Here is a 19,736-nt window from a genome sequence, read left to right as displayed (position 1 = left end):
GCGCGCCATTGGACTATTCGGGAAGAATTTACGGTAGAGCAGTTAACCGACTCTTGTGCATGACGGCATCGAAATCGCCCGCACGAGCGATTAACGGCATGACTGCGGCTATTTTGAACTGATGGAGAAAAGGACGCCAAAAGGCGTCCTCTGATGTTCGAGACGACGAGTGCGACTAGAATTCGCTCCAGTCCTTATCCACCGCGGCATTGCCCCGGCTGAGATAGGATTTAGCGACTGTCTGGAGCTTGCTTTGCAGGCCGCGCGCCCCAACCGCCTTGACGGGCGCCAATGCGATTAGGCGGGGTTGGCGTGCAGCTGTCGGGCCGCCGCCAATAGCAAAGATATCGACGATGCGGTCGAGCTCGGTCGCCTGGGCTTCAGTCTGCTCGATCGCCGCATTGATCTCCTCGACCAGCGCCGCATTGTGCTGGGTCATTTCGTCCATGGTGCGAACGGCCGTATTGACCTCTTCGATGGCCCCGGCCTGCTCACGGCTCTCCTTGGCAATGCCGTTCATTAACTCGTTCGACGAGCGCGCGGCCGCAACCATGGATTCAAGTTTGGCCGCCGCATCGAGCACCAGGCGCGAGCCGCCCTTGACCTCGCCCGCCGACTGCTCGATCAGCACCTTGACCTCCGAAGAGGCATTGGCGGCCGACTGTGCCAGCCGCCGCACTTCGACAGCCACCACGGCAAAGCCCTTGCCTGCATCGCCAGCCCGGGCCGCCTCGACCGAGGCATTCAGTGCCAGCAGGTTGGTCTGGAAGGCGATATCGTCGATCAGCCCGATGATATTGGAGATCTTGCCCGAAGACTGGGTAATGCGCTCCATGGCTTCCGTCGCCTGCAGCATCACCTGCCCGCCCTCTTCCGCCGTTCGCGTCACCGTCGAGGCAGCCGCACTAGCTTCCCTCGCGCGTTCGGCATTCTGCAGCACCGTCGAAGCAAGCTGCTCCATCGCTGCTGAGGTCTCTTCGATCGTCGCCGCCTGCTTGGTAGTGCGCTCGCTCAGATCGTTGGCGCCGCTGAGAATTTCTCCCGTCGCGGTCTTCAGCGTACCGGAGGTATCCTTGAGCTGTCCGACGATATCGGTCAACTTTTCGGCCACCGCATTGGTGTCGGCCTGCAGCTGGGCGAAGGCACCGTGATACTGGCCTTCCATGCGCTTGGTCAGGTCGGTATCGGCCAGCGAGGCTAGCACCGTGCCCGTGTCGCTGACGCCGCGATCCACCGTCGCCACGAGGTTATTGACCGAGCGGGCCAGCGTGTTGAGTTCATCATCGGGAAATTCGGCTTCGACTCGGCGGCTGAAATCGCCGGCAATCGCCGCATCGACCACCGCACCGAATGCCCGCTGCAAATCCTGCATCATGGCGGCGCGTTCGCCCTGGTTGCGGATGATCTGGGCCGCTTCCGCTTCGGTCATCTGCGCCACCTTGAGACCGTTTTCGCGGAACACTTCGACGGCGCGCGCCATGGCACCAAGTTCGTCCCTGCCATCGGCGCCGCGCACCTCGACATCTAGATCGCCATCGGCCAACGCTTCCATCGTCGACGTCAGGCGGCTGATCGGGCGGCTCACCGAGCGGGCAAAGAAATACCCGGCCACGGCCGCGACGGCGAGCAATGCCCCACCAACCAGCAGCGTCATGTTGCGCATATTGTTGACCGGCGCGAAGACTTCGGCTTCCGGCTGCACGGCCGCGACTGCCCAGTTGACGCCACCGACGCTGACCGGGCCAGCGCGCACCACCATGGGCGCAGCCCGATAGTCGGTACTGATGCCCTCGCCGGTCTCGCCGGCAAAGGCGCGCGTCAGTACGTCCGAGGTCAGTGTGGACTGCAACACATCGGGCGCCTCGGTGCGCGGCGATTCAGTGCGCAGCAGGCCATCGGAGCCCACCACCACCACTTCACCCGTCAGCCCGAGGCCAGACAGCGCCGAAACCCGGGCACTAAGCACGTCGGTGGGAATGGAAAGCACCATCACGCCGGTGCTTTCTTCCTTTTCAAACACCGGCATGGCCATGAAGCTTTCGGCAATGCCAGTGGGTGCGTAGCTGGAATAGTCGATGAACACGGCCTGCCCTTCCGGCAGGTCCTTGGCTGCGGCAAAGGCCTGGCCCAGCCCGCCCGATGCCGCTGTCGCATCGGTCATGACATTGGTCGCAAAGTCAGAGTTCTTGGCCACCGAATAGACGACGTCGCCGGCGGTGCTGATCAACAGCACGTCCGAATAATGGCGTTCCTGCACCAGCGTACGGAAACCGGGATGGAACCGCTTGTGCGGCGCGTCATAGGTCGCGCCCTTGCCATTGGCGCTGTCGAGCGCCGCACGATCTGTCTGATCGGGATTTTCCGTCACATAGGCTGTTTGCAGTTGCAGCGCGGCGCGCTCGGCCAGTCCCATCCGCAGCTCGTCAAGCGATCGCGTCAAGTTCTTCATGGCGGTCACGGTATCGGAGCGCTGCACGAACAGCCTGAGATCGACCTCTGCGCTGGAGTAATAGTCGCTGACCAGAGCCACGGCAGTAGTGAGGGAGGCGGCCATCGACTGGTTGCGCTGCTCCTGCACGGTACTCAACCCGATCAGGTAGCTGGCAATGCCCACGCCCGCGCTGACAAGCAGCGCCGAGCCCACCAGCGCCAAAGGCAGCTTCTGAGCAATCTTCAACCGAAATACCATAAGGTCCTCCAACCTTCCCGGATCGCCGCGATGCCATCTGTCGACGGCATGAGAACGCCGCGCTCTTTACAGCGCGGCTCGCAGCGATCGCCCTCCCAAGCTGCCGGAATGAACCAGCAGTGCAAACGATACATCCGGCCGATTAACTACTCCTTACGGATGAATGCCGGCTGTAATATTTTCGTCGCCACAAACAAAAAGGGCCACTCGAAAGTGGCCCTTTTGAAACTGCTTGGCGTCGCTTGCTTTAGCTCAGCGCGCCAATCACCGCCTCGATACGCTTCTTCATGGTGGAAGCGTCGAACGGCTTGATGATGTAGTTGTTAACGCCGAAGGAAATGGCTTCCTTGACCTGTTCCTTGTCGGAACGGCCGGTCGCCATTATGAACGGCATGGCCTGGGTGCGCGGGTGCTTGCGGATCACCTTGAGCAGGGTCAACCCGTCGATATCTTCCATGTTCCAGTCGGAAATGATCAGATCGACATTGGCCTTTTCCAGCTTCCCGAGTGCATCGCGGCCACTCTTGGCTTCGATGATGTCCTTGAATCCAAGCTGGGTCAGGATGTACTTGCAGATACCACGCATGGACTGCTGGTCATCAACGATGAGGACGCTGACAGCGCTGGCTTTTGGCATGTCGTATTTACCTTCTTGGCGCTCGAGGTCTTCTGACCACGGACTTCGCTGGAACACTAAGCGGGCAAGGGTTACAAATCTCTCAACCTGCTGCCCTGCATTGTCTGTGACCGTGCTTCAGGCCGCAGATTTAAGGCGGACCAACGCATTGGCCAGGCGGCCTGCGATGGCTTCGATGGGCGCCTGTTCCACCACGGCCCCCTCTTCGAAGGCAACGCGCGGCATTCCATACACCAGGGCCGAGCCCTGGCTCTGTCCAACCGTGTAGGCACCGGCATCGCGCATCATCTTGAGACCGCGCGCACCGTCGCGCCCCATGCCGGTCAGAATCGCCCCGACGGCCATCGCACCGACTGTCCTGGCGACCGATTCAAACAACACATCGACGCTGGGACGATGTCCGCTTTCCAGTTCGTCATGGGTCAGCCGGGTCTTGAGCTGGCCCGAGGAGCGCTCCACCCGCAGGTGATAATCGCCCTTGGCAACATAGGCATGTCCCGGCAACAGCACCATGCGGTCGTCCGCTTCTACCACTGTCAGGTCACACACCTCATCGAGGCGCGCGGCAAAGCGCGCGGTAAAGCCCGGCGGCATATGCTGCGCGATGACGATCGGCGGGCAATCTGTCGGCATCAGGCTCAGCACGGTGCGGATCGCCTCGACCCCGCCGGTCGAAGCGCCGATCGCAATCAGCGCACCGCTTGGTGCGGCCGCCGTCTTCAGCGGCACCTTGGGTGCATCGGCGCGCCCGGCCGAGCGGCCACGCACGTCAGACTTGGCCGCCGCGCGGATCTTGTCGCGCAGGTTTGCGCCGAAACCATCGAGTCCGCCTTCGAATTCCGCGCTCGGCTTGGCCACGAAATCAACCGCGCCCAGTTCGAGTGCCAGGAGCGTTTCGCTGGCGCCCTTCTTGGTCAGCGTCGACACCATCACCACCGGCGTGGGCCGCAGCCGCATCAGCTTCTCAAGGAATTGCAGCCCGTTCATATTGGGCATTTCGATGTCGAGCGTCACGACATCGGGGTTCAGCGTCTTGATCTTCTCGCGCGCATCTATCGGATCTTTGGCCGTGCCCACCACATCGATATCGCCGTCTCGCGTCAGCATGCGTGACAGGACTTCTCGGATCAGCGCCGAATCGTCGACCACCAGGACCTTGATGCTCATGCTGCTTCCCGTTTGTTCAGTTTCTGCTTGGATTGGTAGACCGTCTTGCCGACCAGGCGGAATCCGTCACCGCCAGCGCCGAGATTTTCGGAATGCCCGATATAGAGAAAGGCTTCCGGCGCCAGCATCTTGCCAAGCCGCGAGAACACCTCGCCCTGCGTGGGCTTGTCGAAATAGATTGCCACATTGCGACAGAACACGGCGTCGAACGGACCCTTCATTGGCCAGCTAGGCCCGATCAGGTTCAATGGCTTGAACGACACCAGTTCGCGCACCGCCGTGGGAATGCGGATCGAGCCGTCGTCGGCCTTTTCGAGCCGCCGCGCCCGGTCGGCACTCAGCCCATTGAGTTCATTTTCGGTGTAGACACCAGCTGACGCCTTGGCGATCACCGCCGTATCGATATCGGTCGCCAGGATCTTGAAGTCCCAGCGCTTGAGTTCTGGAAATGCGGCCAGCAGGTCCATGCCGATCGTATAGGGCTCCTGCCCCGTCGAGCAACCCGCCGACCAGATGCGCAGGCGGGTGCCCCGCGGTTTTTCGACCATCAGCGCGCCGACATAGCTGCGCAGATGCTCGAAATGATGATCTTCGCGATAAAAACGCGTCAGGTTGGTGGTCAGCGCGTTGACGAAGTCCTGCCCGTCGCTGGCACTGCCGCCGCGCTCGAGATAATCGACATAGGCGTCAAAGCCCGGCAGGCCGAGGGCCCGCACGATCTTGCTCAGACGCGAAATCACCAATGTTCGTTTTGCATCGCTCAGCGAAATGCCGGCTACAGTGTAGACCCGGCTCTTGATCCGCGAAAACTCGCGGTCGCTGAGGGAAATTTCTCCCTGTTCCATACGATGCACCCCAATTCCCAACTGCTCCGAAGACTGGGAATCAGGCCGTCGCACGCTTCGTCAGGGGAGCTGGTTTGCGCTCCACCACATCGCCGAACGACGCCATCCGCCCGGTGAGACGCCGCAGCGCTACTTCACCTTCGTCCAGTGTCAAAGCAATGGTATCGGTTTCATTGCTTAGATTGCGTAAATGACTGTCGAGACCCGCAATCATTTTTTGCAGCATCATTGCTTCCACTGCGCCGGTCTCGGACTGCGCCCGTCCGCGCTTGACGACGGCACGGATATCCTTAGCCGAACGGTTGGTAATCTGTGCCAGTTGGCGCACTTCATCGGCCACCACGGCAAAGCCTGCCCCCTTCTCGCCGGCCCGCGCCGCCTCAACTGCAGCATTCAGCGCCAACAGATTGGTGCGGAAGGAAACATCCTCGATGGCCTGCACCATCTGGTCGATTTCCTGGGTCATCCGGTCGATTTCGTCTACCAATGTGTGGGTACGTCGCGCCGCCAGATCCAGCTCGCCCGCGAGGTCCTGCGCCGCGCGTCCGATCACCCGGGTCTGACGCAGCCGTCCGGTGCCATCCGCCAGCGCCTTTCCGGTCATGCCTGCGTCAGCGCGATTGGCATCGCTCTGGGATCCGAAATGCGCCGCCCGCTGCTCGAAATTGTCCAGCAGTTGCCCAACCTTGCCCAGCCGCTGCTCAAGACTGCCGCGCAGGTCGCGCTCGTCTTCCAGCTGTTCGGCCATAGCGCGCGTAAAGTCATCGAGCCGCACAGCCAGCGCGCCCAGCGGCCCATCCAGTGCGTCGGGCAAATCGCCATCGCCCGCCGCCACGCCCTCGAGCTGGCGCAACCCCTGGTCGATCGATGCCATGCCCTTGTTGAGCGCAGCCAGCACCGGACGCGTCGCTGCAAGCGCCGTCGTAAAACGGAAACCCGTCTGCCCACCCGCCAAGGCCGCGGCAAAAGCATCGAGATCGTCATCCTCGATATACATCCCCGCCGGCACCAGTTCGAGCAGGTAGCGACCCTGTGCTACGTCCTGGCGTTTCACGATGAAACGGGCATCGCCCAGTGTCATCATCGTTTCCTTGGCCGCCCCGCCGCCGCTACTGAGATAGCCGGGACCAAACAATGCATCGAGCGTCGCGCCTTCGACCGCGCCCTTGGCAAGCGTGGTCGCGCCCTGGCTCACGGCCAAAATGCTGCCCTGCCCATCCACCAGCAGCGCCGGCTGGTTCAGGCTCGCTATGGTACTTTTGAAAAGATGCGCCTTTTCCAGCCGTCTTTCGAGCCGGATGATAATGGCGTCGATGGTCAGCGCTTCCCCGGCCCGCTCGCTCAATCCGGCTGCCAGGGCCAGCGCGGCCAGCATTTCGCCGTCCTGCCGGCTGCGTCGGACTGCCATCGCCAACATGACCGACAGCGCGATCAGCATCAGCGCGGCAACGCTTGCCAGCCAGACCATGCCCGAACCGAGGGCGGGCAGCAGGCCGGCCGCCAGCGCGACGGCGCCAAGCCAGGGAATAGCGGCGATCAGTGCTAGCCGCAGATTGGGCATGGAGCGCCTGATCCGCAAATCAGCAGGAGAGAGTTCAACATAACCGGAACACTGCCCGACAATGGTTAACCAAATCTATAAACGGCGAGAGTCGGGTAAGACTTTGATAAGCCTTGTTGTCAAATAATGAACAACAGTCCCCATCTGGAACAACATTTAACGCAGCCGCCTATCTTTTGAGACCACCGCAATTTGCGAAGGTGGTCGTCATGAGCTGAGTCGAAAGGCAGTAGCGCTCGAGCACCGAAGCGCAGCCTGCCAATGCAGGTGAGCATCGGAGCAGAGAGCAATGCCGGCTTGCAGGCCAGCCCACGACGATCACCGAAGCAAATTCTAGAAGAGTTCGATATCGTCGATTGGCGCTGGTATTACGACGCGGCGCTTGGCAAAGGCGGCTTCGTCACGCGCCACATTGGCACCGACATCGCTATCCAGGCGCTTGACGAAGGCACGCCCGGAATGCGGCTTGAACAGCACGCGCCGCGCATAGTTGCCGCCCAGGTCTTCGCTGGTGGCGACATAGCCTTCATCAGCCAGGAACTGCCGGACGAACTCGATATTCTTGAGGCCCACATCGTCGAGAGCCGAATTGATCTTGCCGCCGCCAAACACCTTGATTTCGAGGTTGGATTTCTTGCCGGTGCCCTTGGTCAGCACCTTGTTGATCAACTGCTCCATGGCGAAGGCGCCATAGCGCGCCGATGCACCATAGCGATCCTTGGCGGAACCTGACTGTTCGGCGAGCAGGAAATGGTTCATGCCGCCTACATTGGCCACCCGGTCGCGGACGCAGGCCGAGACGCACGATCCGAGCACTGTCGAATACGTCAGGTCGCTTTCGTTGGAAACGTGGCAGTCACCTTGATGCACGGTTGTAACCACTCCGCGATCAAACTCGGGCGGTAGAGAATTCTGCAGTCCCATCAATAGTCTCGAACTCTGGAGCGCCACTAAACCAGAGGGTATCGGAGAACTCGTTAGCCAATTGCTAACCACGATGCGCGAGGGACGTTACACGGTCCGGAAACAGCAAGAAGAGCTTTAGAAATAGTCAGATAGGGTGTTTTGAACGGGACTAGGATTTCATACTAAATGTCACTGCAGAAACTCGCGAGAGAACTCGATGAGACGGCGCGCCAAACATCTTCGATGCTAGAAGGCATCACGGAAGCGCTTCAAATCCTGGCCGAAAGAAATCTGAGCAAGGACCCGACCATCCGCGAAGCCGTGCAGATGATCGTGACAGCCCTGCAGGGCCAGGATCGCATCGAGCAGCGCTGCCACAATATGGCACTCGCTGTCCGCCAGTTTGCCTTGCTGCCCCATTCGGCACCAGACAGTGTCTATGACGAAATCTGGTCCAGCTTGACGCTCGACGAACTCCGCGTCCCATCGTTGTCCGGCATCGCAGCCCACCAAAGCCACGGCGACGTCGACCTATTCTAATGTCTCGACCGATGAACGACCCAAAGGCGCCACAGGGCGTCTTTTTTATTTACGCACCCAATCGGCGCGCGGCGTCTGGTTCACGTCAAAGACAACGTCATCGACCACTGCATCGTCCAATGGCGGGGCAGGTACATGCAAGGCCGCCTGGCAAAATGCGTCGGAGCCCATCCGGTTGCAACGAGACCTCGGCAAATAAAAAGGCGCCTCGCGGCGCCCTTGACTTGAAATATTGCAGTGCTCCAGACCGGTCGAGATTCAACGCGGGCTGAGACGAAAATGCTTGGCTTCACGAGCCGGAGCGTACGCAGAAGACAGGCATTGCATCCCAACATCAGTTGATATCGGCTGGTCGGTCCTTAGGAGTCCATTTTCGCGCCGGAAACTACGGCATGCAGGTCAATCAGCCCGACCATGCGACTTTCGTGGGTCACGATGCCGTTGAGCAGTTCGGTATCGATCGAATTGCCTTCCGGTACATTGTGGATGTCGTCGCGCGACACCGTTAGAATGTCGCTCACCGCATCGACCAGGATTCCAACCCATTTGTCGCCCACGCTCATCACCACCACGACGTGGTTCTTGGTGGGCGAGGTCGGGCCATCGCCGAAACGGGCGCGCAGGTCAAAGATCGGCACGATGGTGCCGCGCAGGTTGATCACGCCGCGCACGAACTCGCGGGTGTTGGGCAGCGGCGTCGCACCGTTCCAGGCGCGGATTTCGCGCACTGTGGTGATCTCCACCCCATAAGTCTGCTCGCCGATCGAAAAAGCGATCAACTGCAGTGAATTCTGGGCGGCGACGGCGGACTTGTCGGCCATATCGTCGCGAAAACCGAGCGCTTCCATTCTATGCCTTTCTTTCCGCCTGTTCTGGGCGGCTACGCAAAACTACAGGCCGCGACGCGGCATTCTTAAGCACGCAACGTTCAGGCCGCGTTTTTATGGACGATCGTGGTCTTGAGGCTCTGCACGTCGACGATCAGCGCGACATTGCCGTCGCCCAGGATCGTACCGCCGGCAATGCCTTCGACACGTTCGAAATTCTCTTCCAGCGATTTGATCACGACCTGCTGCTGGCCAATAATGTCATCGACGATCAACGCCACCTTGGCCGAGCCTTCGGCCTCGCACAGCACCACGAAGCGGTTTTCCGGCTCGGTCTCGCTGACCATTTCGAAGCGCTGTGCCAAGTCGATGACCTGCACATATTCGCCACGCACCTGCAGTACCTGGCCACCGCTCGGCACCCGCTCGAAGCTGGCGCGCGAACACTGGATGGTCTCGACGATCGAAGAAAGCGGCACCACATAGGGCGACACACCAACCTTCACCAGCATGACGTCCAGCACTGCCAGCGTCAGTGGCAGGCGCAAGGTCATGCGCGTGCCCTTGCCGGTCCAAGAACGGACATGCACCGAGCCGCCGATCTTCTTGATGTTGCTCAGCACCACGTCCATGCCAACGCCGCGGCCGGAAATGTCGCTGACTTCCGAAGCCGTCGAAAAGCCCGGCGCAAAGATCAACTGGTCGATCTGCTCGTCGGTCGGATTGACGTCCGGCGCTACCACGCCCTTGTCGCGCGCTACCTGCAGCACGCGCTCGCGGTTGATGCCACCGCCATCATCCTCGACGATGATCAGGATATTGCCGCCTGCCTGTTCGGCCGACAAACGAATAGTGCCGATTTCCGGCTTGCCACGCGCCAGGCGCGTTTCCGGGCTTTCGATGCCGTGATCGGCCGAGTTGCGGACCATGTGGGTCAGCGGGTCGGACAATTGCTCGATCACCGTCTTGTCGATTTCGGTGTTCTCGCCCACGGTTTCGAGCTTGATCTTCTTGCCGGTCTTGGTCGCCAGTTCGCGCACCAGGCGCGGCAATCTGGAGAATACAGTCTTGACCGGTTGGGCGCGGATCGCCATCACCGAATCCTGCAGTCCGCGCGTGGTCTGCGCCAGCACTTCGAGGCCGCGCACCAGTTCGGTGTAGCGGGCGCGCAGCGTCTCATCCATCTGCTGGGTGAGCATCGACTGGGTAATCACCAGCTCGCCCACCATGTTGACCACTCGGTCCACCTTGTCGAGATCGACGCGGATCGACTGCACGCCAACGCTGCGGTTGCCACCGCTGCTGCTCTCTTCGCCGTCACTCGACGCGGCCGGCGCTGGGGCGCGCAATGGCGTCACCGCGGTTGATGCCGCGCGCTTCGGGATCGGGCTTGGCGCAATGGTTTCGGCCAGTTCGGCAAAACTCAGGCTCGGCGCCTCGTCGAACGTGTCCTGCACGGTAATGGCCGGCGCTTCCGGCTCGGGTGTGAAGCTGGGCTTTTCTGCAGTCAATGCAGGCACCACGGCCACGTCGCTATCACGGCTGAAGTCGAGCAAATCGGCCACTTCGTCATCGGCCAGGGCAAGCAGGTCAGCCCGATCGGATTCGGCGGTCAGCTTTGCCGGCTTCGGCGCAGGCTTGGCAACGGCCGGTGCCGGGGCAGGAATGTCAAAGGCGATCGAATTGCCGAGCTGGGCAATTGCGATATCGCAGTCGCCATCGACGAATTCGAACACTTCGCGGATCATCGCCTCGGTGATCGAAGGCGAAACCAACGTAATTTCCCAAGAGCAATAAACCGCGAAAGGCTCGAAGTCGACCAGGGCCGGGATTTCTTCGAGCACGGCGCGCACATGCATGTCGCCCAGCACCGCCAGTTCGCGGAACAGCAGCAACGGGTCATTCGCACGGGCATACAGCGCCCGGTGCGGCGTGAAACGGATTTCCCAGTGCCCGGGCTCCACCTGCATCGGCAGCGCGTCGAACACATCGTCGGCCTCTACGCCGCTTGAGGTCTCTGCAGCGGGCTGGTACCCACCCAGATTGACCATCACCGGCACGAATTCGATATCGAAATCGTCGATCGGGTCGCCGCCTTCGTCGTCGTCGGAGTCGTCACGCTCGCCACGGGCCAGCGCGTCGAAGCGGTCTTTTTCTTCCATGCCATAATCGGCCGGCAGGGCGTCGCCCGTCTGGGCCGCCTTGACGTGATCGGCCACGATATCGTTGGCGCGGATGCACAGGTTGACCACGTCGTCGCTCATCTCGATGCGCCCGTCGCGCACATAGTCGAGCAGCGTCTCATAGGCATGGGCAAAGCCGACCAGCGCCGAGAACCCGAAGGCACCGGCGCCGCCCTTGACCGAATGGATGGCGCGGAACACGGCATTGAGCCGGTCCGCATCGCGCTCGCCCGCCTCGATCGCCGCGAACTGTTCTTCCAGCTCGTTGAGAAGCTCGGAGCACTCGTCGAAATAGGTAGCTTTGAAATCGTCGAGATCGCTCATGCGGACACGTCTAACCCTTCTGGGCTTACTGAGGCTTAATGCACGACCCGGTGGATGACGGAGATCAGTTTTTCGGGGTCGAATGGCTTGACGATCCAGCCCGTGCCACCAGCGGCCTTGCCTTGGTCGCGCTTGTCCTGGCTGGTTTCGGTGGTCAGGATCAGGATCGGCAGGCTCTGGTGATTACCGGTTGCCCGCACATTCTTGATGAATTCGATACCGTCCATCACCGGCATGTTGATGTCGGTGATCACCACATCGACATGCTCGGTCTTGAGCACCTCGAGCCCCTGCTTGCCGTCCTCGGCCTGCAGCACCTCGAATCCGGCATTGCTCAACGTGTGGTGCAGCATGGCGAGGATGGTCCTCGAATCGTCCACCGTCAGAACCCGCAAGATCGTCATCCTCTCATCATCCCCGAAAACTGGGCGGCCAGACCCAGTCGCTCGATCGCCGACGTCATCGCCGCGCTCGGCTGCTCGATAGCAAATTCAAATTGGTTTTTCCGGGCGCTATCGGCAGCGCTGATCAGCATGAACAGCGCATTGGTCGACACGCGCTCCACGGCATCCGCAGTCACGGTGACCGGGCCTTCCTCGACCAAGTCGATCAGGCTGTCGCGAATATTGTCTAGTGAGTCGAGATCGATGATCGCTGGTAGTGCGACTGATTTCTTGGTCTTGGTGACCATGACGAATGCGTGCCCCCGGAGTTTTCTCCAGGCGCCAGTCTCCATGGGAACGGTTTAAGAAGTGCTAACCTTGATCAGCTTCTGCAATACTTCGCGTTGCATGACTTCGAAGCTTTTCTTTTTTAGCTGGAACGATCTGGCGCTTGCCCTCTTGCAGGATAGGCGGGGGGAGGGATAACCCCCATTGAGCATATTTGATCGGACCCATCCATGCCCCCTTCCATCGCCCTGACCGGCATCGCCCGCGACCTCGCTGCCCGCGCCGAAAGCGGCAAGCCGATCCGCGTCGGGGTCATCGGCTCGGGCGAAATGGGCACCGATCTGGTGACGCAGATGTCGCTGATGGCTGGCATTGAAATGGCCGCCATCGCCACCCGCCGGCCCCAGACCGCGCTCGCCGCCATGACCATCGCCTATGGCGACGACAGCCACGGTCGCGAAGCCCATACGCCTGGTCAGGCCACCGCCGCTATCGAAGCCGGCAGGATCGCCATCACCTCTGCCGAAACCCTGGTCACCACGCCTAATATCGACGTCGTCATCGACGCCACCGGCAAGCCCGGCGTGGCCGCCGATTTCGTGCTTACCGCCATGGAGCATGGCAAGCACGTGGTGATGATGAATGTCGAAGCCGACGTCACGATCGGCCCCTATCTCAAGGCCCAGGCCGACCGGCTTGGCGTGATCTATTCCGTCGGCGCTGGCGACGAGCCAAGCTCCTGCATGGAACTGATCGAGTTCGTCTCGGCCCTCGGCCTGCCCATCGTTGCCGCCGGCAAAGGCAAGAACAACCCGCTCTGGCACGACGCCGTCCCCGACGACTATCGCGAGGAAGCCACGCGCCGCAACATGAACCCGCGCATGCTCGTCGAGTTCGTCGACGGGTCCAAGACAATGGTCGAAATGTGCGCCATCGCCAATGCCACCGGCCTCGTCCCCGACGTGCCCGGCATGCACGGCCCCAAGGCCGACCGCGACGACATGGCCAAGATCCTCATCCCCAAGCAAGACGGCGGCATCCTCAACAAGATGGGCGTCGTCGATTTCACCGTCGGCAAGGGCGTCGCCCCCGGCGTCTTCGTCATCGTCAAGGCCGAACACCCGCGCATCATCGAGCGCATGGATGACCTCCATATCGGCCACGGCCCCTATTATAGCTTTTTCCGCCCCTACCACCTCACCAGCCTCGAAGTGCCGCTGACCGCCGCGCGCATCATGCTCTATGGCAAGCCCGACATGGTGCCGCTGCCGCGCCCCGTCGCCGAAGTCTGCGCCGTCGCCAAGCGCGACATGCTCCCCGGCGAAACCTTCGATGCCATCGGCGAAACCTGCTATCGCAGCTACACCATGACCATTGTGGACAGCCGCGCCGCCCACGCCGTCCCCGTCGGCCTGCTCGAAGGCGGCAAGGTGACCGGTCCGATCAAAAAGGGCGAGCTCCTCACCACAGCCAACAGCCAACCCGACACCTCCACCCGCCTCTGGGCCATCAGGCGCGAGCAGGACAAAATGCTCGGCCTGGTGGTGTAGGGCGCGATACTCACCCGCTCACGATGTCATCCCGGCGAAGGCCGGAACCCATCCTGAGATAGACCCCACGACACTGACAGCCCAGTCCTCTCAAAATGGATTCCGGCCTTCTCCGGAATGACTTTGCGTTTGTGTGTTTCATCAGTTGGCGACCTTACCACCCCGTAACTTGCAATCTTCCCCCAGCCGCATTAATTCCTGATCAAACCAATCAGGAATACCCAGCCATGTCCGAAACCCTCGATCCCCGCGCCGCGCAACGCGTCCGTCACGAAACCCGCATGCGCCTGCTCCAGGTCATCTCGGTCACCGACATCACCCCCCTGATGCGCCGCATCCGCCTCAAGGGCGACATGGAGGGCTTCGCCTCCGTCGGCCACGCCGATCACATCAAGGTCTTCATCTTCCCCGACAACGTCGAGCCGAAAATCGTCCCCATCGGCGAGCGCGGCGCCGAATTTACCGATGGCGAACGCCCCGAAATGCGCGACTACACGCCCCGCTTCTGGAGCATCGCCGAAGGCTGGATCGACCTCGACTTCGTGCTGCACGGCGATGGCCCCGCCTCAAGCTGGGCCGCGCAGGCCGCCGCCGGCCAAAAGCTCCTCATCGCCGGCCCGCGCGGCTCGCTCGTCGTCCCACCCACCTATGACTGGTATCTGCTGGCCGGCGACGAAACCGCCCTGCCCGCCCTCGGCCGCCGCATCGAGGAACTCCCCGCCGGCAGCAAAGTCCTGGCCATCATCGAAGTCGACAGCTTCGCCGAGGGACAAGCTTTCGAGACCAAAGCCAACCTGTCGCTGACCTACCTCTACCGCGACGGTCGCCCCGCCGGCACCACCAGCCTCATCCTCGACGCCATCAAATCCGCCAGCTTCCCCGCAGGCGTCGCCCACGCCTACATCGCGGGCGAAAGCTCCATGAGCAAAGCCGTCAAAGCCCACCTCATCGAAACCCGCAGCTTCAACCCTGACTACATCCGAGCCGCCGGCTACTGGCTCCACGGCGTCGCCGACGTGGAACAACCACACTGAGAGGCAGCGCCTGCATCTCAGCCACGCCGCAAGGCGCCCCCTCGCTCCCCAAGGCCGGGGTTTGCGCTTTCGCGGGGCATGACTTCGAGAAAGGGCGCGTTAGTGGTGCGACCTATTTGATCTCAGACTCAATCATCCGCCGGCACAGCAATCTGACGCCCGCCACCATCTCCGCCTCATCGGTGATCTTGAGCGCCACGCCATAGGCTGCCGCGCAGATAACCTTGGTCAGCGCCTCGGGCTCTGCAACGCCGGATGCCCGCAACTCCGCGGCAATCTCGGTTTCCGCCCGCAGGTCCTTCTCGCGGAACCGCGCTCCGACCCGCTTGTGCTCGCTCATCAGCTCGGTGGCATGCGGCGATCCCGCCAGGGTCTGCGCCAGCACCGCATATTGCCCGGCCAGGGCATTGCCGACACGCTCGGAGATATTTCCGTCCCCGCGCATGCCGCTATCGTAAGCGGCAAGCAAATCGTCCATCATGGCATCGACGATGCCGACAAAAATGGCATCCTTATCGGGGAACTGGGCATAGAGCGTTGGCTTGGCGATCCGCGCTTCGCGGGCGATAGCTTCCATCGTGGTGCCGCGCAAACCATTGCGCAGCACGAGAAAACGCGCTGCCTCGACAATGCGCCGCCGCTTTTCACGGGTCCTGTCGTCGGCTGTGTCGCTCAAATTTTCAATCCACCTTGAAGCAGTTGAACGAATATAATATCTATCGTTCAATTCGTAAAGGAGATCACCGTGTCCGACCGCGTCCTCGTCACCGGAATATCCGGCTTTCTCGGCGGCCACGTCGCCCTGCAATTGCTCAGTGCTGGCTACACCGTTCGCGGTAGTGTGCGCAACCTCGGCAAGGCCGACAAGGTTCGCGACACGCTTGGCAAGGCTGGCGCAGACATTTCCCGCGTCGAATTCGTTGCCCTCGACCTGCTCGACGACGCCGGCTGGTCCGAAGCAATGGACGGCGTGCGTTATCTGCAGCATACCGCTTCTCCTTTCGCCCTCGAAACGCCCAAGGATCCCGATGATTTCATCCGCCCCGCCGTCGACGGCACCCGTCGCGCCATCACTGCGGCGCTGGCCAGCCAGGTCGAGCGGATCGTGCTGACCTCCTCGATTGCCGCCATCCAATATGGCCATGCCGATTATTCCCGGGCGCTGACAGAGGCCGACTGGACCAATCTCGACAGCCCCTCTACCGGCGCCTACCCCAGATCCAAGACGCTCGCCGAGCACGAAGCCTGGCGGCTGGTGGACCAGGCGGGTCGCCACGACGACCTTGCCGTCATCAACCCCGCAGGCATCTTCGGCCCCTTGCTCGACGAGGATCCCGGTACTTCCTCGATGCTGGTCCGGCGCCTGCTTGACGGCAAGTTGCCCGCCGTTCCCAAGCTGGCAATGTCGGTGGTCGATGTCCGCGATGTCGCGGCCCTCCAGGTCGACGCCATGACCAACTCCGCCGCAGCCGGCCAGCGCTGCATCGCTTCGGAGGGGACCTATTGGATGAGCGACATGGGCCGCATGCTGCGCCCGGCCTTCCCGCATCGCCGCATCCCCACCGCTGAACTTCCCACCCTGCTGCTGCGGGTCGTTGCTCTGTTCGACCGCGATGTGCGCGACAACATGCACGAAATGGGCGCCATGAAACGGCTCGACGGCCACCGCGGCGCAGAGCGCCTCGGTCGCCCCCTCATCACTGCCAGCGACGCCGCCATCGCTACCGGCCATAGCCTCGTCGAGCACAAACTGGTCTGATCCGGCCCCTTGCTGCAGCCCCCGGATATCGCCATATCTAAAGTACCGGAACGGGGGGCTGTAGCTCAGTCGGGAGAGCGCGTCGTTCGCAATGACGAGGTCAGCGGTTCGATCCCGCTCAGCTCCACCATTAGCCGATCTAAGGGCTTAAATTTTATAAGCTTCATATTTTGCAGGTGCTTAGGATCTTCCCGGTGTCACACATCAATGTTACACTTTGAGGATGGCCGACATGTCAAAGACCCTCCATTTGATCGTCCGAAAGGGCGTTTATTACTACAAGCGCCGCGTTCCGTCTTTCGCCCAAGAGGCGTTTGGCGGTGGCATGTATCAGGTGTCTTTAGAAACCCGCAGTCTTAAAGAGGCGGAAGGCAAGCGAGCACTCCAGGACATCATGTTTCATGCGCGCGTCGACGCCGCACGGGCTAATGAGCAACCGACCCCAGCGCCGACCAGTGCCGAAACTGGTATCCTAGAAGCTGAAGTTCGAGCTCGGGTCCGGGAGTTCGTGATGATGCGGGACGCTAAAGCAAACGATGAGTTTGTGTCTGACTATACCGAGCAGGAACGGGGCGACGCCATTGAGAACATCGAGATTGAGATCCAGAACCTTGCAACTACCGATGATCCGTTCGGGCAGGAGCTGATCAGCAGAGCTTATCCTACCGCCACGGGATTAACGCAGCCGCATCCAAGGGCTGCCGACCTTGTGCAGCGTGCACTTATCGAGATCAGAAATCGAAAGCTCGACCGTATCCATCACGGATATGCCCGACCCTATTTCGATCCGGCGTTTGGCCCAGTTTTGGAACACCAGACAACATTCAAACAAGTCGCAGACTTGTACCTAAAGTACGACGCCGATGAGGCGGAAGCTAACAACCGCCGCCGCCACACCTCAGAGAAGAAGGCAGCGCTGGTCGCCACCGTCATAGAAATGATTGGCGGCGATACGCGTGTGGATGCCATTTCGTTCGATACAGTGAAAGGCTTTCAGCTCACGCTAGACCGCCTCCCCGCTAATCGAAACAAGCTCTTTCCTGGCAAATCCATCGACCAAGCGATTGAGCTGGCTCGGAAGGCCAACAAGGCTCGCCTCTCCTATCTCTCACAATATGACTATGCGTCTCAGCTTCGATTAATCCTGGATTTGGCGGTCAAGAAGCGGATCATCAGTCACAATTTTGCGAATGACTTAAAGCCATTGAAGGCAGACACCGTCAGCGATGGCGATCGCCGTAAACCATTCTCTCCCGATCAAATAAGGCAGCTTTTCTCCGGGGCCTTCTACTTGCACTGTGCGACGCTGCCAGTGCCATACCGTGGTGACACCAACGGCGGTTGGCGTTTCTGGCTGCCGCTAATCATGCTGTTCGCCGGCATGCGTCCGAACGAAGTGTGCCAACTGCGCCTGGCGGACTTCAAGGCCACGAAGAACGGTGTCCAGTATATTGACGTGACCAGTGAAGAGAGCGGCGACAACGCGGATCAGTTGGCGCAAAAAAGCGTGAAAACGCGCAACAGCATCCGGAAGGTGCCGGTGCATCCTGTCCTGATTAAAATGGGTCTGCTGGAGTTGGTCGAAGATAGACGCAAGGCTGGTGACTTGCAGCTGTTCCCTACTCTCGCACCCAAGGCATACGGAAACTACGCAACTTATCCCGCCAGGCGCTTCAACGAGCGGTTTCTGCCCGACGCCATGGAACTCGCAGAAGACCAGGCCCTCTATAGTCTTCGCCATTCTTTCAGAGACGCTCTCCGACAGATCGACGCCCCAAACGATACCCTTCGCGCGTTGGGAGGCTGGGCAGATCATTCGGAAACCAGCAGCGACTACGGGGACAGAACCAATCCAGACTACCAGTCCAAATGGATTGATCAGGTTTCCTACCCTGGCGTCGATTTGACCAAGCTGTACCCGAAGTCACCGAAATCGACGGTTTTGTAGCGTCACTATTAGGTCGAATTGAATGGCTGATGATGCCGATGAAGAATTTGAGGAGAGTGGAACGGTAGTACAGTCGAGCAAATTTGTTGCTGTAGTCGAGGCCATTGACCAAGGAGATCGTGCGGCCGCGTTAAAACTTCTTAATGATGTGCAGTTCCTGGGGCCGCAGGACGTTGTTCTCCTCCGCGACTTGCTCGATGAGGATAAATCGTATTCGTCGATGCACCCTTATCGTCTCGAGGTTGTGTCTCGCGCTGGCGCGGGTAAACCACGCCTACCGGCATTCTCTCGTCTTGAGGAAGACCTGGCTGTTCGCAACGCTGTCAGGGGTTGGGAAGCCGCCGGTAAGAACCGCAAGACCGCAATCTACCTAGTAGCGCAGCAGCGAGGGGTATCTGACGCTTCGGTAGAGAAGGCCTACCGGCGCGCCGGCAAAAAGCTGCTTTTCCAGAAAAAGAAGCATACCAAATAGCCGAATTAGGTGCGCCAAAATCTGGTTTACGCCGGCCATTTATGGCTATTTATAAGAGCCTCGTTCACCCGCGCTGGTCAGCGCCGATACCACGAGGCAACCATGAATTCTTCCATTCCCATTCAGTTCCTGAACGTCAACGATGCAGCAGCTCGTCTGGGCGTAAGCGCGAGTTGGCTGAACAAGCTCCGCGTCCGCGGTGGGGGACCGAAGTTCATAAAGTTGGGGCGTCGAGTGATTTATGGCGAGGTGGAGCTCATCGAGTGGGCGGCGCACAACCGGCACAGTAGCACTTCCGACTGACTTTCCGCCATTTGATCCAAACGAATGCCATTAAGTTCCGAGGATGGACATCGTGCACATCAAGTCTCTTTGCGACCTGCCCATATCATTTGTCGAAGGCAGTATGGCGGTGCTCCGCGCCAGGGGGGTTGAGTTCATCACCATAGAAGAATTCGCCGACCTAGCAGGTGTGAACGTCAAGACGCTGCGTCGTGACCAAGCTAAGGGCCTGCTACCACCTCGTTACTGGCGTCACCGGCAGTTTTTCTACCGCAGCGAGCAAGTCCACATTTGGATAGAAATGTCCCGGTTTCACGGTCGTAAGGCCCGATAGCAGGTAG

At 60.6% G+C, this 19,736-nt stretch carries 19 protein-coding genes and 1 tRNA gene; 9 read left to right on the top strand and 11 right to left on the bottom strand.

What is annotated here, in order from left to right; genetic code table 11:
• Positions 1-175 precede the first annotated feature (175 nt).
• The 6 genes from WH91_RS25410 to WH91_RS12590 all read right to left on the bottom strand — a co-directional run bounded on the left by WH91_RS25410 (position 176) and on the right by WH91_RS12590 (position 7,823).
• Entirely contained in the window at positions 176-2,689 is a 2,514-nt protein-coding gene (locus tag WH91_RS25410) for a methyl-accepting chemotaxis protein (protein ID WP_052952811.1), read from the bottom strand.
• A gap of 247 nt (positions 2,690-2,936) precedes the next feature.
• A complete protein-coding gene (locus WH91_RS12610; protein ID WP_046140872.1) occupies positions 2,937-3,326 on the bottom strand; it encodes a response regulator in 390 nt (129 codons plus the stop codon).
• A 117-nt stretch (positions 3,327-3,443) separates the two neighbouring features.
• Complete coding sequence (locus tag WH91_RS12605; RefSeq protein WP_046171362.1) at positions 3,444-4,493, bottom strand: protein-glutamate methylesterase/protein-glutamine glutaminase; 1,050 nt, start codon at positions 4,491-4,493, stop codon at positions 3,444-3,446.
• Complete coding sequence (locus WH91_RS12600; RefSeq protein WP_046171361.1) at positions 4,490-5,338, bottom strand: CheR family methyltransferase; 849 nt, start codon at positions 5,336-5,338, stop codon at positions 4,490-4,492. The genes WH91_RS12605 and WH91_RS12600 overlap by 4 nt, the downstream gene beginning before the upstream one ends.
• Positions 5,339-5,378: 40 nt before the next feature.
• Complete coding sequence (locus tag WH91_RS12595; RefSeq protein ID WP_046171360.1) at positions 5,379-6,899, bottom strand: methyl-accepting chemotaxis protein; 1,521 nt, start codon at positions 6,897-6,899, stop codon at positions 5,379-5,381.
• 333 nt (positions 6,900-7,232) lie between these two features.
• Positions 7,233-7,823: a chemotaxis protein CheD gene (locus WH91_RS12590; RefSeq protein WP_046171359.1), complete on the bottom strand. Its 591-nt coding sequence runs from the start codon at positions 7,821-7,823 to the stop codon at positions 7,233-7,235.
• A 168-nt stretch (positions 7,824-7,991) separates the two neighbouring features.
• Between WH91_RS12590 and WH91_RS12585 the strand changes: the two genes are divergently transcribed.
• Positions 7,992-8,345 (top strand): hypothetical protein, encoded by a 354-nt coding sequence (locus WH91_RS12585; RefSeq protein ID WP_143078081.1) that lies wholly within the window; start codon positions 7,992-7,994, stop codon positions 8,343-8,345.
• Positions 8,346-8,704: 359 nt separating this feature from the next.
• Here WH91_RS12585 and WH91_RS12580 read toward each other — a convergent pair whose 3' ends face one another.
• The 4 genes from WH91_RS12580 to WH91_RS12565 form a co-directional block, all read right to left on the bottom strand.
• Positions 8,705-9,193 (bottom strand): chemotaxis protein CheW, encoded by a 489-nt coding sequence (locus WH91_RS12580; RefSeq protein ID WP_046171357.1) that lies wholly within the window; start codon positions 9,191-9,193, stop codon positions 8,705-8,707.
• Between the two features lie 80 nt (positions 9,194-9,273).
• Positions 9,274-11,679, bottom strand: coding sequence for a chemotaxis protein CheA (locus WH91_RS12575; RefSeq protein ID WP_046171356.1), 2,406 nt, complete (start codon positions 11,677-11,679; stop codon positions 9,274-9,276).
• A gap of 35 nt (positions 11,680-11,714) precedes the next feature.
• The gene (locus WH91_RS12570) at positions 11,715-12,083 is read right to left on the bottom strand and encodes a response regulator (RefSeq protein WP_046171355.1); all 369 of its coding nucleotides are present in this window, start codon (positions 12,081-12,083) and stop codon (positions 11,715-11,717) included.
• A complete protein-coding gene (locus WH91_RS12565; protein WP_046171354.1) occupies positions 12,080-12,370 on the bottom strand; it encodes an STAS domain-containing protein in 291 nt (96 codons plus the stop codon). Before WH91_RS12565 ends, WH91_RS12570 begins: the two co-directional genes overlap by 4 nt.
• Positions 12,371-12,580: 210 nt before the next feature.
• Here WH91_RS12565 and WH91_RS12560 point away from each other — a divergent pair, with 210 nt between their 5' ends.
• Both WH91_RS12560 and WH91_RS12555 read left to right on the top strand, forming a co-directional pair.
• Positions 12,581-13,900 carry an NAD(P)H-dependent oxidoreductase gene (locus WH91_RS12560; RefSeq protein ID WP_046171353.1) on the top strand — a complete coding sequence of 440 codons (1,320 nt, stop codon included), beginning with the start codon at positions 12,581-12,583 and terminating at the stop codon, positions 13,898-13,900.
• A gap of 227 nt (positions 13,901-14,127) precedes the next feature.
• Entirely contained in the window at positions 14,128-14,934 is an 807-nt protein-coding gene (locus WH91_RS12555; protein ID WP_046171352.1) for a siderophore-interacting protein, read from the top strand.
• A gap of 112 nt (positions 14,935-15,046) precedes the next feature.
• Here the strand turns inward: WH91_RS12555 and WH91_RS12550 are convergent, their stop codons facing one another.
• Complete coding sequence (locus WH91_RS12550; protein WP_046171351.1) at positions 15,047-15,610, bottom strand: TetR/AcrR family transcriptional regulator; 564 nt, start codon at positions 15,608-15,610, stop codon at positions 15,047-15,049.
• A 69-nt stretch (positions 15,611-15,679) separates the two neighbouring features.
• Here WH91_RS12550 and WH91_RS12545 point away from each other — a divergent pair, with 69 nt between their 5' ends.
• The 6 genes from WH91_RS12545 (at position 15,680) to WH91_RS12520 (ending at position 19,729) form a co-directional block, all read left to right on the top strand.
• Positions 15,680-16,693: an SDR family oxidoreductase gene (locus WH91_RS12545; RefSeq protein WP_046171350.1), complete on the top strand. Its 1,014-nt coding sequence runs from the start codon at positions 15,680-15,682 to the stop codon at positions 16,691-16,693.
• Between the two features lie 54 nt (positions 16,694-16,747).
• Positions 16,748-16,823, top strand: a tRNA-Ala gene (locus tag WH91_RS12540).
• 102 nt (positions 16,824-16,925) lie between these two features.
• Entirely contained in the window at positions 16,926-18,641 is a 1,716-nt protein-coding gene (locus WH91_RS12535) for a site-specific integrase (protein ID WP_158409560.1), read from the top strand.
• Positions 18,642-18,663: 22 nt separating this feature from the next.
• Positions 18,664-19,113 carry a hypothetical protein gene (locus tag WH91_RS12530; RefSeq protein ID WP_046171348.1) on the top strand — a complete coding sequence of 150 codons (450 nt, stop codon included), beginning with the start codon at positions 18,664-18,666 and terminating at the stop codon, positions 19,111-19,113.
• Positions 19,114-19,215: 102 nt separating this feature from the next.
• A complete protein-coding gene (locus tag WH91_RS12525) occupies positions 19,216-19,416 on the top strand; it encodes a helix-turn-helix transcriptional regulator (RefSeq protein ID WP_046171347.1) in 201 nt (66 codons plus the stop codon).
• Positions 19,417-19,468: 52 nt separating this feature from the next.
• Positions 19,469-19,729, top strand: coding sequence for a MerR family DNA-binding transcriptional regulator (locus WH91_RS12520; RefSeq protein ID WP_143078079.1), 261 nt, complete (start codon positions 19,469-19,471; stop codon positions 19,727-19,729).
• Positions 19,730-19,736: the final 7 nt, after the last annotated feature.

It is taken from the genome of Devosia psychrophila (assembly GCF_000971275.1).
Classification (GTDB): Bacteria; Pseudomonadota; Alphaproteobacteria; order Rhizobiales; family Devosiaceae; genus Devosia; species Devosia psychrophila.
Note: the sequence above shows the minus strand (reverse complement) of the source record. Positions and strands in the feature narration are given on the sequence as shown.

Bases quoted from the DNA above. Each gene is read 5' to 3' on its own strand.
- WH91_RS12585 (WP_143078081.1), top strand. From the start codon at position 7,992: ATGTCACTGCAGAAACTCGCGAGAGAACTCGATGAGACGGCGCGCCAA.
- WH91_RS12555 (WP_046171352.1), top strand. From the start codon at position 14,128: ATGTCCGAAACCCTCGATCCCCGCGCCGCGCAACGCGTCCGTCACGAA.
- WH91_RS12565 (WP_046171354.1), bottom strand. From the start codon at position 12,370: ATGGTCACCAAGACCAAGAAATCAGTCGCACTACCAGCGATCATCGAT.
- WH91_RS12560 (WP_046171353.1), top strand. From the start codon at position 12,581: ATGCCCCCTTCCATCGCCCTGACCGGCATCGCCCGCGACCTCGCTGCC.
- WH91_RS12610 (WP_046140872.1), bottom strand. From the start codon at position 3,326: ATGCCAAAAGCCAGCGCTGTCAGCGTCCTCATCGTTGATGACCAGCAG.
- WH91_RS12590 (WP_046171359.1), bottom strand. From the start codon at position 7,823: ATGGGACTGCAGAATTCTCTACCGCCCGAGTTTGATCGCGGAGTGGTT.
- WH91_RS12535 (WP_158409560.1), top strand. From the start codon at position 16,926: ATGTCAAAGACCCTCCATTTGATCGTCCGAAAGGGCGTTTATTACTAC.
- WH91_RS12605 (WP_046171362.1), bottom strand. From the start codon at position 4,493: ATGAGCATCAAGGTCCTGGTGGTCGACGATTCGGCGCTGATCCGAGAA.
- WH91_RS12575 (WP_046171356.1), bottom strand. From the start codon at position 11,679: ATGAGCGATCTCGACGATTTCAAAGCTACCTATTTCGACGAGTGCTCC.
- WH91_RS12525 (WP_046171347.1), top strand. From the start codon at position 19,216: ATGAATTCTTCCATTCCCATTCAGTTCCTGAACGTCAACGATGCAGCA.
- WH91_RS25410 (WP_052952811.1), bottom strand. From the start codon at position 2,689: ATGGTATTTCGGTTGAAGATTGCTCAGAAGCTGCCTTTGGCGCTGGTG.
- WH91_RS12580 (WP_046171357.1), bottom strand. From the start codon at position 9,193: ATGGAAGCGCTCGGTTTTCGCGACGATATGGCCGACAAGTCCGCCGTC.
- WH91_RS12530 (WP_046171348.1), top strand. From the start codon at position 18,664: ATGGCTGATGATGCCGATGAAGAATTTGAGGAGAGTGGAACGGTAGTA.
- WH91_RS12600 (WP_046171361.1), bottom strand. From the start codon at position 5,338: ATGGAACAGGGAGAAATTTCCCTCAGCGACCGCGAGTTTTCGCGGATC.
- WH91_RS12570 (WP_046171355.1), bottom strand. From the start codon at position 12,083: ATGACGATCTTGCGGGTTCTGACGGTGGACGATTCGAGGACCATCCTC.
- WH91_RS12595 (WP_046171360.1), bottom strand. From the start codon at position 6,899: ATGCCCAATCTGCGGCTAGCACTGATCGCCGCTATTCCCTGGCTTGGC.